Here is a 12,893-nt window from a genome sequence, read left to right on the forward strand (position 1 = left end):
CGGCGCGGGCTTTGGTTGAGCAAATACGCGCTTCGTGGCATTACGACAATTAATCCTTCTTTCTGCTGAGGCTTGGAAAAACTTATGGCTAAGAAAGAGATCGGATTGCCGCCGCTGGACTGGCTGCGCGTGTTCGAAGCGGCCGGGCGGTTGGGCGGGTTTTCCGCCGCCGCGCGGGAGTTCGGCCTGACGCAGGCAGCGGTCAGTCAGCGGATCGGCAACCTTGAGGCGTGGCTGGGGCGCACCCTGTTTGTGCGCGAGGCGCGGGGCGTGTCGCTGACGGTTGAAGGCGAAAGCTATCTGCCGTTGGTGCAGGACAGTCTGCAGGCGCTGGAACGCAACACCGAGGATCTGTTCGGGAAGTCCCCGCGCGAGCTGCGGGTGGCCGGGTTGTCGTCGCATATCTATGCGCTGGTTCTGCCCTGCATCCCCCGCTTTCAGGAACTGCGCCCCAAGGTTCGCCTCATGACCGATTCCGTTGCCCGCCGGTCGTCGCTGGATGAAGAAAAGACCTGGCTGCAAATCCGCTATGGGCGTGGCGTCTGGCCCGGGCGCGAGGCTGCCCTGATCGCGCAGGAAGTGCTGATTCCCATGGCCGCCCCGGTTGTGGAATGGGGTGCGCCCTTGGTCGATCAGCGAGGCGAACGTCCGGGGTGGCGCGATTGGGCGCGGCACGCGGGGATTTCGGATTTGCCGCCGTCGCGCGTCAGTTTCGATTCAATGGGACATGCCATTGCTGCGGCGCGTCAGGGGATGGGGGTTGTGCTGGGGTCTGTGCCTTTGGCGGCAGGCAATGTCCAGACGGGTCAGTTGCGCCGGCTGGATCTGCCCGAGCTTGTAACGCGCGAAGGCTATTGGCTGACCTGGCCCGAAGACCGCTTGCGCTCGAAAAAGCAGCGCGCGCTGATTGACGACTTTCTGGCGGCGCTGCGGGGATGAGCGTTCAGAAATCGACCGCGATGCCCTTCTTTTCCCAGTCGCCGTAACGGGCGGGGTCCGGGCCGTCGCGCCCGCCCAGCTCTTTCGGCATCTCCTTCGCCTCGGCCTTGGCCTTACGGCGGCGCTCCGCGGCCTCGGCCAATGCGCGCCGGGCGGCGGGCGGCAGGTCTGTGCGGTCGTCACTCATGACATCGGGTTCCTTTCCGTGCATGGGCTTGATATACGCCCCCGTCCGCCCTTGGCAATGCGGGCGAGGGTCACAGCAAAGGCGGTTTTTATGTCCGACAACGCAACAGCGGCGCGACGCAGCGCGATCTACCAGCTGGATCAGATATTGGGGGAAGGGCGGCTTTTGTCCGAATGTCTGGCCGCCGGTGCGCTGGATCGTCTGGGGCCCGAAGACCGGGCCCGGGCGCAACGCCTGACACTGGAAACCCTGCGCGGGCTGGAACGCGCCGACCGGCTGCTGGACAATCACCTGAACCGGACACCGGCCCTGACCGTGCATAACGCTCTGCGTCTTGGCGCGGTCGAGCTGTGTCACGGCGAGGCCGCGCATGGCGTGGTCAATTCGATGGTCGAGATCGTCGGCCGGTCGCGCAAGCACGGGCGGCTGAAAGGTCTGGTGAATGCGGTGCTGCGCAAAGTGGCCGCCGAAGGCCCCGACGCCTGGCCAAAGATGCGGGTGCCGCGCCTGCCCGACTGGCTGCGCGATCCGCTGATCATGGCCTGGGGCGCCGAGGCTGTAACTGGCATGGAACGGGCGCAGTTTGCCGGTGCACCGCTGGATATCACGCTGAAACCCGGCGCGACCGGACCCGGCGAGGTCCTGCCGACAGGGTCGATGCGCATACTAGATGCCGGGCAGGTGTCCGGCCTGCCGGGATTCGACCGGGGCGACTGGTGGGTGCAGGACGCCGCCGCCGCGATTCCGGTGCGGGTTCTGGCCCCGAAGACAACAGAGAAGGTTCTGGACCTCTGCGCCGCGCCGGGCGGCAAGACGCTGCAACTGGCCGCCGCCGGGGCCGGGGTTACGGCGCTGGACATCTCGGATTCGCGATTGGAGCGGGTGCGTGAAAACCTCAGACGCATCGGGCTGACCGCAGAGGTGATCGCGGGCGACGCTCTGGAGCATCAGGGACAATACGACGCCATCCTGCTGGATGCGCCCTGTTCCGCCACCGGCACCATCCGCCGCCACCCGGATCTACCCTTTGCCAAAGACGGGTCCGAGTTTGGCGGGCTGATCGAGTTGCAGGCACAGATGCTGGCGCATGCCTGGACCCTGCTGAAACCCGGCGGGCGGCTGGTTTACTGCACCTGTTCCCTGCTGCCGGACGAAGGCGAGGTGCAGATCGAAGAGGCGCTGAACCAGTATCCCGACATGACGGTGGATCGCGCTGCCCTGAAGATCGCCGGAGTCGACCCGGACTGGATCACCGAAGAGGGCGGCCTGCGCCTGCGCCCCGATTACTGGGCGGATCGCGGCGGCATGGACGGCTTCTACATCGCCTGCCTGAACAAAACCGGCTGAGCGCACGCTTTTCGATGACTTGACGATCAGCGCGGTCTATCGTTGGGTCTCAGGCGCCAGCAGAGCGCAAGGGGCAGAGTAACGAGCGGCATGTCGAACTCAGATACCATGTCAAACCGGTGGACGCGGTTTCAAAACCGTCTCTACGCGCGGCTCAGCCAGCGGCGCAAGGCGGCGACCGGTTTCGTCGGCGAGCCCGAGCCGCGCACCATCGGATCCTTTGCGCGCGGACGGCAACTGGTGGCGGGCAACCTGCTGTTTGCCGGCTATCTGGTCGAGGCGCAGGACACCGGCCTTTGGGATGTCGCCGCCCCCAGCACGGGGTTCGACAGTGAACGCCACGGTTTTGCCTGGCTGGACGATCTGGCCGCTGTAGGCGACATGCGGGCGCGTGATAAAGCCCAGCGCTGGGTCTGGGGATGGATCGATGCGCATGGCCGTGGGCAGGGGGCGGGCTGGGCACCGGATCTGACCGGGCGGCGGGTGATGCGCTGGGTGAACCATGCGGCGTTTCTGTTGCGCGGCGTCGATGACAAGAAAAGCGCGCTGTTCTTTCGGGCCCTGGCCCAGCAGACCTGGTTCCTGTCCAAACGCTGGCACGCGGCCACGCCGGGACTGCCCAGGTTCGAGGCGCTGGCCGGTCTGGTGCAGGCCGGGCTGGCGCTGGAAGGGCAGGAGCGGTTGGCCGATCCGGCGCTGCGTGCGCTGGCGCGCGAATGCGACAGGCAGATCGACCAGCAGGGCGGCATTTCCACCCGCAACCCCGAAGAACTGCTTGAGGTGTTCACCTTGCTGGCCTGGACCTCGGCCGCGCTCAGCGAATTGGGGCGGGGCACGCCCGGCGCACAGGCCAACGCGATCAAGCGCATGGCCCCCACGTTGCGCAGCCTGCGCCATTCCGACGGCGCGCTGGCCCGGTTCCACGGCGGCGGGCGCGGGGTCGAGGGGCGGCTGGATCAGGCATTGGCGCAAAGCGGGGTCAGGCCGCATCACGCCTCGGGTCTGGCGATGGGATATGCGCGGCTTTATGCGGCCCGGACCAGCATCATCGTGGATGCCAGCCCGCCCCCCAGGGGCGCGGCGTCCTTCAACGCGCATGCCTCAAGCCTGGCATTTGAACTGACCTCGGGGCGTCGACCGCTGATCGTGAATTGCGGATCCGGTGAAAGCTTCGGGTCCGAATGGCGGCGGGCCGGGCGGGCGACGCCTTCGCACTCGACGCTGTGTCTGGATGGCTATTCCAGCGCCCGGCTGGCCGCCCCGACACCCGGCACCGAAAAGGAGGCGCTGGTCGACGCCCCGCAAGAGGTGCCGGTCGATTTCGAAGAGGCGTTCGAAGGTACACGGTTCATGGTCGGGCATGACGGCTATGCCCGGGTATTTGGCCTGACCCATGCCCGGACGTTCGAGCTGCGCTTTGACGGGCGGGAACTTGCGGTCGAGGATATCTTGCTGACCGCCACCGACAAATCCAAGCGGCAGTTCGACAAGGCGCTGGACGCTTCTGGGTTGAACGGCATCGGGTTTGACATCCGGTTTCACCTGCACCCCGACGTGGATGCCGCCATTGATCTGGGCGGCGCTGCGGTGTCGATGGCGCTCAAAAGCGGTGAAATCTGGGTATTCCGTCATGATGGCGTTGGAAAATTGTCTGTTGAACCAAGCGTTTATCTTGAAAAGGGCCGTCTGAAGCCGCGCGCGACAAAACAGATCGTTCTATCCGGGCGCGCAATGGAGTATGCGACGCGCATCCGGTGGACGCTGAGCAAGGCACAGGATACAGCCTATGCCGTGCGCGATCTGCACCGGGACGAGCCCGAGTTTGACTGACGCCAAAAGGACCTTTGGACCCATGACCGATCTTCACCCCGTGCGCCGCGCGTTGCTTTCCGTTTCCGACAAGACCGGGCTGATCGAGCTGGGCAAGGCGTTGGCCGAACGTAGGGTCGAGCTGTTGTCGACCGGCGGCACCGCCCGCGCGCTGCGCGATGCGGGGCTTGAGGTTCGGGACGTCAGCGAGGTCACCGGTTTCCCCGAGATGATGGATGGCCGGGTCAAGACGTTGCATCCGATGGTGCATGGCGGCTTGCTGGCGCTGCGCGACAACGACACGCACATCGCCGCGATGGAAGAGCACGGCATCGGTGCGATCGACCTGCTGGTGGTGAACCTTTACCCGTTCGAGGCGACCGTCGCCAAAGGCGCAGCCTATGACGAGTGTATCGAGAATATCGACATCGGCGGTCCAGCGATGATCCGCGCGGCGTCCAAGAACCACGCTTTTGTCAACGTGGTTGTGGATGTCGAGGATTACTCGTCGCTACTGGATCAGCTGGAGGAGAATTACGGTAAAACATCCTATGGCTTCCGCCAGTGGCTGGCGCAAAAGGCGTATGCCCGCACCGCCGCCTATGACGCCGCTGTCTCCAACTGGATGGCCGACGCGCTGCAGCTTGAAGCCCCCAAGCGCCGCGCCTTTGCGGGTGAGCTGAAACAGACCCTGCGCTATGGCGAAAACAGCCACCAACAGGCGGCGTTCTACACCGATGGCACCAACCGCCCCGGCGTGGCCACCGCAGTACAGCATCAGGGCAAGGAACTGAGCTACAACAACATCAACGACACGGACGCGGCTTTTGAGCTGGTGGCCGAGTTCGACCCGGCGCAGGGTGCCGCCTGCGCCATCATCAAACACGCCAATCCCTGCGGCGTGGCCACAGGTGCAACCTTGTTAGACGCCTACAAGGCGGCGTTCGATTGCGACCGCACCTCGGCCTTTGGCGGCATCGTGGCGCTGAACCAGCCGCTGGACGCGGAAACCGCGCAGGAGATCACCGGCATCTTCACCGAGGTTGTGATTGCCCCCGGCGCATCGGACGAAGCCAAGGCGATCTTTGCCGCCAAGAAGAACCTGCGCTTGCTGACGACCGAGGCTCTGCCGGATGTGACCGCAGGCGGCAAGACCGTGCGTCAGGTGGCCGGTGGTCTGCTGGTGCAGGACAAGGACAATGGATTTGTCGGCATGGATGACCTGAAGGTCGTGACGAAAAAGGCACCGACCGAGGACCAGATGCGCGACCTGCTGTTTGCCTGGAAAGTGGCGAAACACGTCAAGTCCAACGCTATCGTTTATGTCAAAGATGGCGCGACCGTCGGTGTTGGCGCGGGGCAGATGAGCCGTCTGGATTCGGCCATGATTGCCGCGAAGAAAGCCGAGCGCATGGCCGACGTGCTGGGCCTGCCGCAACCGCTGACCATTGGGTCCGCCGTGGCCTCGGATGCGTTCTTCCCCTTCCCGGACGGGCTGATGGAGGCGGCTCAGGCCGGTGCCACCTGTGTCATCCAGCCGGGCGGTTCCTTGCGCGATGACGAGGTGATCGCAGCGGCGGACGAGGCCGGGCTGGCCATGGTCTTCACCGGCATGCGCCATTTCCGTCACTGATGCGCTTTCGGCTGCTTTTCTGGGCCGGGCTGGCCGCGTTTCTGATCGACCAGATCAGCAAATATCTGGTCGTTCACGTCATGCGCGTGGCCGAAGGCAATATCGACGTTCTGCCGCCCGTGCTGGTGCTCAAATACGGCGAGAATCGCGGCATCAATTTCGGGCTGTTTCAGGGCAATTCCGAGGCCGCACGCTGGGTGCTGATCAGCATCTCGCTGGTGATTTCGGCCGGTGTCCTGATCTGGCTGATGCGCACGGCGCCATCAAAGCTGATGCTGATCTGCGGCGGGTTGCTGATCGGCGGTGCGCTGGGCAATGTCGTGGACCGGCTGCTTTACGGGTATGTTCTGGATTTCCTCAACATGTCCTGCTGCGGGATCAACAACCCGTTTGTGTTCAACCTGGCCGATGTGTTCATCTTCGCCGGGGCCATCGGATTGGTACTGTTCGAGGGTAAAAAGCCCTCGTGACGCGCCCGGGGAAATGGGATAAAAGCGCCTGAAACAGGCTGGAGACTCTGATGCGGTTGCCGCGATCCATACTTGCTGTGACATTGGCCTTTGCGGCTGCGGGATGTTCCGACATCGGCCTGCGCCACCTTGAGGCGCCGGGGCCGGGACCGGATGAATTCTCGGTCATGCCGGTCAAGCCGCTGACGCAGCCGAAGGATTATCAGTTTTTGCCGGCACCGACGCCGGGCGGCAGCAACCTGACCGACCCGAATCCCAAGGCCGACGCCATTGCGGCGCTGGGCGGCAATGCCGCCGCTGTGAATACCGGAACCGCGATTCCGTCTTCGGATGCGGCGCTGGTCACTGCCTCCAGCCGCTATGGCGTTCCGGCCAATACCCGTCAGGTCGTGGACACCGAAGATGCCGAGTTCCGCAGGAAGCAGGGCCGCTGGACCCGGTTGCGCCTGTTCAAGGTGGATCGCTATGCGCAGGTGTACCGGCGCGAGGCACTGGACCCGGATGTGCAGACCGAAGCGGCGCGCCGCGCCGGGATCGAAACGCCCTCTGCCCCTCCGGCCGATGAATAAATCTTAACTTTCCGTCATCGGCCTTGAACCTGCGCGGCCCTACCGTAGTTTGAACACCATAAACGAAACGGAGGATGCCCCATGGTTCGGGCTCTGGCCTTGTCTGCCGCCCTGATTGCCGCCGCCCCGGTCTTTGCCGGGGATGGCCACGAGGCGGTCACCACTTTCACGCTGGACAACGGCATGGATGTTGTCGTGATCGAGGATCACCGCGCCCCGGTCGTGCAACACATGGTCTGGTATCGCGCCGGCTCGGCGGATGAACCGGTCGGCTCGTCCGGCGTGGCGCATTTTCTGGAACATCTGCTGTTCAAGGGCACCGACACGCTGGCCCCGGGCGAGTTTTCGGCCACGGTTGCCGCCAATGGCGGCAATGACAACGCCTTCACCTCTTACGATTACACCGCCTATTTCCAGCGCGTCGCCGCTGATCGTCTGGAACTGATGATGCGGATGGAGGCGGACCGGATGCGCAACATCCGCCTCACCGATGAGGATATCGCCACCGAACGCGACGTGATTCTGGAAGAGCGCAACCAACGCACGGAAAACAGCCCCCGCGCCCTGTTCGGCGAACAGATGAGCGCGGCGCAATACCTCAATCACCGCTATGGCGTGCCGATCATTGGCTGGCGGCACGAGATGGAGACCCTGGACATGGAGGATGCGCTGTCCTTCTACCAGACCCATTACGCGCCCAACAACGCCATTCTGGTGGTCACCGGCGATGTCGAACCGGATGCGGTCAAAGCGCTGGCCGAGCAATATTACGGCGTGATCCCGGCCAATCCGGATCTGCCGGAACGGGTGCGCTCGCAGGAACCGCCGCAAACCGCGGAACGTCGCCTGACCTACAAGGACGCACGGGTGTCGCAACCTTACGTGCAGCGCAGCTATCTGGCACCGGAACGCGATCCCGGCGAACAGGAAAAGGCCGCGGCCCTGTTCCTGCTGGCAGAGCTTCTGGGTGGCAGCACGACGTCCTACCTGAACGAAAAACTGCAGTTCGAGCAGCAGAAGGTCGTCTATGCCGGCGCCTTCTATCGCGGATTGTCGCTGGATGACACGACCTTCGATCTGTTGGTTGTCCCGGCACAGGGCGTTTCGCTGCAAGAGGCCGAGGAGGCGATGGATCAGGCCGTCGCCGACTTCATCGCCGAGGGTGTCAATCAGGAGGATCTGGACCGGATCAAGATGCAGCTGCGCGCCGCCCAAACCTATGCCCGTGACAATGTCGACGGGATCGGCAACCGCTATGGCCGCGCCCTGACCAGCGGCCTGACGGTTCAGGATGTGCAGGACTGGCCCGATATCCTGCAGGCCGTGACCAGCGATGAAATCATCGCCGCCGCCCGCGACGTGCTGCAACCCGAGGCGTCGGTCACCGGCTGGCTGATGCGGGATGATGAGGTGACGCAATGAAACGGATTTTCGCAACCCTGATCGCCTTTGTCATCGCATTGCCCGCCTGGGCAGAGATCGAGATCGAAGAGGTCACTTCCCCCGGCGGCATCACCGCCTGGCTGGTCGAAGATCACTCGATCCCCTTCACCGCGCTGGAACTGCGCTTTCGGGGCGGCACCTCGCTGGACGAGCCGGGCAAGCGCGGTGCGGTTTACCTGATGAGCGGACTGATCGAGGAAGGCGCGGGCGACATGGACGCCCGGACCTATGCGCGCGAGCTTGAGGCGCTGGCAGCGTCGTTCCGATACAATGCCGCCGATGACTCGGTCTCGATTTCCGCGCAGTTCCTGACCGAAAATCGCGACGCGGTGATCGACCTGCTGCGCACTACAATTCACGAGCCGCGCTTTGATCAGGATGCGGTGGATCGCGTCAAGGCACAGGTTCTGTCCGGCCTGCGGTCGGACCAGACCGATCCCAACGACATCGCCGGGCGCAGTTTTGCGCGGATGGCCTATGGCGATCATCCCTATGGCACCGAGGGCAAGGGCACGATCGACAGCGTCACGGCCCTGACCCGTGAGGATGTGGTCACAGCCTATGACAATGTCTTCGCCAAGGACCGGCTATATGTCGGTGCCGTGGGCGATATCACCCCGGAAGAACTGGGCGCGCTGCTGGACAACCTGCTGGCCGACCTGCCCGAAACCGGCAAGTCGATCCCCGGCCGCGCCGACGTGTCCATCTCCGGCGGGGTCAGCGTGGTCGAATTCGACACGCCGCAATCCGTGGCCCTGTTCGGCCATGCGGGTATTGACCGGGACGATCCCGATTTCTTTGCCGCCTTCGTCCTGAACCACATTCTGGGCGGTGGCGGGTTCGAAAGCCGCCTGATGCAGGAAGTGCGCGAAAAACGCGGCCTGACCTATGGCGTGGCGACCTATCTGGTGCCCAAGGATCTGGCTTCGGTCTATCTGGGGTCGGTGTCCTCGGCCAATGACCGCATTGCCGAAGCGGTCGAGGTGATCCGCGATGAATGGGCGCGGGCGGCTTCCGAAGGCGTGACGCAGAAGGAACTGGACGACGCCAAGACCTATCTGACCGGCGCCTATCCGTTGCGCTTCGATGGCAACGGACAAATCGCCGGGATCATGGTCGGGATGCAGATGGAAAACCTGCCGATCGACTACATCGCCACCCGCAACGACAAGGTGAACGCGGTGACGCTGGATGAGGTGAACCGGGTGGCCCGCGAATTGCTGGACCCTGAGGGGCTGCACTTTACCGTTGTCGGCAAGCCCGAGGGTCTGGAAACCACGAACTGATAGCAAAGGGGCTGAGCGGTGCTCAGCCCTTTTTCATGCTGCGCAGCATCTGCCCCATCATCTGACCGAACTTGCCCGACCCGCGCTGATACAGCGCGCCGTCCACCGCCAGAACCGTCCCGCTGATATAGCTGGCCAGATCGGAACTGAGGAACAGGCAGGCGTTGGCGACGTCCTGCGGCTGACCCCAGCGGCCAAGGGGCACATCGCGGCGCAATTCCTCATGGGCGTTTTCGGTCGGCGCCAGACGCCGCGCGCCTTCAGTACCTTCGATGAACCCCGGCACGACCGAGTTCACGCGGATGCCCTCGACCCCCCATTCCATCGACAGGGTCCGGGTGATTTGATCGACGCCCGCCTTGGCGGCGCAGACATGGGCCTGACCCTCATAGGGCAGATAGGATTGCGGGGCCGAGATATTGATGATGCTGGCCCCCGGGCGCTTGAGGTAGGGATAAGCCCCTTTCAGCACATGGACCGTGCCCATCAGGTCGATATCCACCACCGTCTTGAACGCGTTGACCGACATCTCGGCCGTCAGCGCCGGGAAGTTGCCCGCCGCGCCCGAAACCAGAACGTCGAAATCGCCATATGCGTCGTGGAACTGTTTTAGCCCCTCCGTCACCGCCTCAGGGTCGCGCACGTCAAAGGCCGCGCCGATGGCCTCCGCCGCGCCTGCTTCCTTGAGCGCCGCGACCGTATCGTCCACCTTGTCCTGCGACCGGCTGGCAACCGCCAGCCTGGCCCCCGAGGCCGCAAAAGCCTCGGCTATGCCCCGGTTGATGCCGCTGGTGCCGCCGATGACGATGACGGTTTTGTTCGTAAAATCCATTTGGGCCTCCCTGACGCGGGAGCCCTACTCGCCGTAGGGCACCCAGATGTTCTTGACTTCGGTTGCAGCCTGCAGGAAGCGGCGCGAATGGTCCACGCCCCAATCAATTGCCGTGGCGTTATTGACCCAGGTGCGTTTCAGATTTCCGGCCGAAGCTTTCTCGATCTCCGCCGACAGGTCAGTGGACGAGAAGCACCAGACCGCATCTACGTTCAGATGCGAAGCCAGCGGTTTCGCCAGTTCCGCATGGCTGCCGGTCAGGATGTTGACCACGCCTGCGGGCACGTCCGAGGTTTCCAGGATCTGGTAGAAATCCGTTGCCACCAGCGGATGGGGTTCGCTTGCGGCCAGCACCACCCGGTTGCCCATCGCAATCGCGGGCGCCATGGCCGAGACCAGACCCAGCAGGGGCGCTTCATCCGCGCAGAGTGCGCCGATCACGCCGACCGGCTCTTTCATAGCAATGGCAACACCCCGGATCGGCACGCCATGCACCTGACCGTCATATTTGTCGGCCCAGGCAGCAGCGGTGAACAGGCGCTGGATCGAGACCTCGACCTCTTTTGCGCCGTCTTTCCTGCCGGTCATGGCGTCGATACGCGCTGCGAATTCGTCGGCACGGGCCGAGAGGTTTTCACCAATGTAGTACAGGATTTGCGCGCGCAGATGGCCGGTGGTCTTGGACCAACCCTTGGCACCCGCCGCAGCCTCAACCGCGTTGCGCACGTCCTTGCGGTTGGCCAAACCCACATGACCCAACAGGCCGGACTTGCCCCAGACGGGCTTTGAATAGCCACCATCGGGCCGCGCCTGTTTGCCGCCGACATACATCTTGGCGGTGCGGTCGATGGGATCGACCGGTGCGCCTTCGCCCGTGGACGCCTCGACCTTCGCCAGCGGTTTGGCCTTGCCTTTGGGCTTGGTATAGGCCGTCAGCCCTTCCCAGCCGCCCTCGCGGCCAAAGCCGCTTTCACGCACACCGCCGAAGCCTGCGGCAGCGTCGAACAGGTTGGTGGCATTCACCCAGACCACGCCCGCAACCAGCTTGGGCGCGATATCCAGAGCGAGGTTCACATTCTCGGTCCAGACCGTCGCGGCCAGCCCGTAGCGGGTGTTGTTGGCCAGTTCCACTGCCTCTTCCGGGGTGCGGAAGGTCGAAGACACCAGAACCGGGCCAAAGATTTCCTCCTGCATCAGAGGGTCCGAGGTCTCGAGCCCTGAGATCAGCGTCGGCGGGTAGAAGCATCCGTTTGCAGGCAACTCACAGGCCGCCTGATGCACGTGTCCGGCGGTGTTGCTGTCGACCATACCCTTGATGGTCTGCAACTGGATCGGGTCAACGACCGCGCCCACGTCGATGCATTTGTCCAGCGGATCACCGATGCGCAGCGTGTCCATCCGGGCGCGCAGCTTGGCGTGAAAGCGGTCGGCGATGCCCTCCTGCACCAGCAGGCGCGAGCCCGCGCAGCAAACCTGACCCTGATTGAACCAGATCGCATCGACCAGACCTTCGATGGCACTGTCGATATCGGCATCGTCAAAGACGACGTAGGCCGACTTACCGCCCAGTTCCAACGTCAGCTCTTTGCCCGAACCGGCGGTCGCCTCACGAATCCGCCGCCCCACCGAGGTCGAGCCGGTAAAGGCGATCTTGTCCACGTCCGAGGCCACGATCATCTCACCCACGGCCCCATCGCCGGTGACGATATTCACGACCCCTTTCGGCAACCCGGCCTGCGAGCAGATGTCAGCAAACAGCAGCGCCGTCAGCGAAGTATATTCAGCCGGCTTCAAAACCACCGTATTGCCCATCGCCAGAGCCGGCGCGATTTTCCACGCCAGCATCAGCAGCGGGAAGTTCCACGGAATGATCTGCCCGCACACACCCAGAGCCTGCGCGTCGGGCAATTCGCTTTCCATCAACTGCGCCATGCCCGCGTGGTAGTAGAAATGGCGCTGCGCCAGCGGGATGTCGATATCGCGCGATTCCCGGATCGGTTTGCCGTTGTCGAGGCTTTCCAGCACGGCAAAGAGGCGCGAGTGCTTCTGTAACAGGCGCGCGATGGCATAGAGATACCGCGCGCGTCCCGCGCCGCCCAGCTTCTCCCATTTCGGTTGCGCCTTGCGGGCGGCGGCAACGGCGGCGTCCACATCGGCCTGTTTCGCCTGTGTCAGCTTGGCCAGAACCTCACCGGTCGCGGGGTTGCGACTGTCGAAGCCCTTGCCCGGCTTGGTGAAGGTACCGTCGATATAGTGGCCGAATTTGTCGCCCTGATCGACCAGCCAGGCCAGCGCCTCGGCAGAGCTTTCTGGGGCAGGGCCGTAATCCATGGTCTCGAAGATTTCTTTGACTGTCATTGTTCTTGTCCTTTTCCCGG

At 63.9% G+C, this 12,893-nt stretch carries 11 protein-coding genes; 8 read left to right on the top strand and 3 right to left on the bottom strand.

Annotation, left to right across the window (positions count from 1 at the left end; translation table 11 throughout):
- Nucleotides 1–84: 84 nt before the first annotated feature.
- Complete coding sequence (locus ACXAC3_RS04400; RefSeq protein ID WP_475157019.1) at nucleotides 85–939, top strand: LysR family transcriptional regulator; 855 nt, start codon at nucleotides 85–87, stop codon at nucleotides 937–939.
- Between the two features lie 4 nt (nucleotides 940–943).
- On the opposite strand, the gene ACXAC3_RS04405 is transcribed toward ACXAC3_RS04400, so the two are convergent.
- Complete coding sequence (locus tag ACXAC3_RS04405; RefSeq protein WP_475163365.1) at nucleotides 944–1,126, bottom strand: DUF1674 domain-containing protein; 183 nt, start codon at nucleotides 1,124–1,126, stop codon at nucleotides 944–946.
- 90 nt (nucleotides 1,127–1,216) lie between these two features.
- On the opposite strand from ACXAC3_RS04405, the gene ACXAC3_RS04410 reads away from it, so the two are divergent.
- The 7 genes from ACXAC3_RS04410 to ACXAC3_RS04440 all read left to right on the top strand — a co-directional run bounded on the left by ACXAC3_RS04410 (nucleotide 1,217) and on the right by ACXAC3_RS04440 (nucleotide 9,683).
- The gene (locus tag ACXAC3_RS04410; RefSeq protein WP_475157024.1) at nucleotides 1,217–2,473 is read left to right on the top strand and encodes an RsmB/NOP family class I SAM-dependent RNA methyltransferase; all 1,257 of its coding nucleotides are present in this window, start codon (nucleotides 1,217–1,219) and stop codon (nucleotides 2,471–2,473) included.
- A 90-nt stretch (nucleotides 2,474–2,563) separates the two neighbouring features.
- On the top strand, nucleotides 2,564–4,303 hold the full coding sequence (locus ACXAC3_RS04415) for a heparinase II/III family protein (RefSeq protein WP_475157029.1): 1,740 nt from the start codon (nucleotides 2,564–2,566) through the stop codon (nucleotides 4,301–4,303).
- Nucleotides 4,304–4,325: 22 nt separating this feature from the next.
- Nucleotides 4,326–5,915, top strand: a complete 1,590-nt coding sequence (gene purH / locus ACXAC3_RS04420; protein WP_475157036.1) for a bifunctional phosphoribosylaminoimidazolecarboxamide formyltransferase/IMP cyclohydrolase — start codon at nucleotides 4,326–4,328, stop codon at nucleotides 5,913–5,915.
- A complete protein-coding gene (gene lspA, locus ACXAC3_RS04425) occupies nucleotides 5,915–6,385 on the top strand; it encodes a signal peptidase II (RefSeq protein WP_475157041.1) in 471 nt (156 codons plus the stop codon). Before purH ends, lspA begins: the two co-directional genes overlap by 1 nt.
- A gap of 50 nt (nucleotides 6,386–6,435) precedes the next feature.
- Complete coding sequence (locus ACXAC3_RS04430; protein ID WP_475157045.1) at nucleotides 6,436–6,954, top strand: DUF3035 domain-containing protein; 519 nt, start codon at nucleotides 6,436–6,438, stop codon at nucleotides 6,952–6,954.
- An 81-nt stretch (nucleotides 6,955–7,035) separates the two neighbouring features.
- The gene (locus ACXAC3_RS04435; protein WP_475157052.1) at nucleotides 7,036–8,376 is read left to right on the top strand and encodes a M16 family metallopeptidase; all 1,341 of its coding nucleotides are present in this window, start codon (nucleotides 7,036–7,038) and stop codon (nucleotides 8,374–8,376) included.
- Nucleotides 8,373–9,683: a M16 family metallopeptidase gene (locus tag ACXAC3_RS04440; RefSeq protein WP_475157057.1), complete on the top strand. Its 1,311-nt coding sequence runs from the start codon at nucleotides 8,373–8,375 to the stop codon at nucleotides 9,681–9,683. Before ACXAC3_RS04435 ends, ACXAC3_RS04440 begins: the two co-directional genes overlap by 4 nt.
- A 22-nt stretch (nucleotides 9,684–9,705) precedes the next feature.
- Here the strand turns inward: ACXAC3_RS04440 and ACXAC3_RS04445 are convergent, their stop codons facing one another.
- Nucleotides 9,706–10,515: an SDR family oxidoreductase gene (locus ACXAC3_RS04445; RefSeq protein WP_475157062.1), complete on the bottom strand. Its 810-nt coding sequence runs from the start codon at nucleotides 10,513–10,515 to the stop codon at nucleotides 9,706–9,708.
- A gap of 24 nt (nucleotides 10,516–10,539) precedes the next feature.
- The gene (locus tag ACXAC3_RS04450) at nucleotides 10,540–12,873 is read right to left on the bottom strand and encodes an aldehyde dehydrogenase family protein (protein WP_475157068.1); all 2,334 of its coding nucleotides are present in this window, start codon (nucleotides 12,871–12,873) and stop codon (nucleotides 10,540–10,542) included.
- Nucleotides 12,874–12,893 lie beyond the last annotated feature (20 nt).

Source organism: Ruegeria sp. ABV4_181, assembly GCF_056158465.1.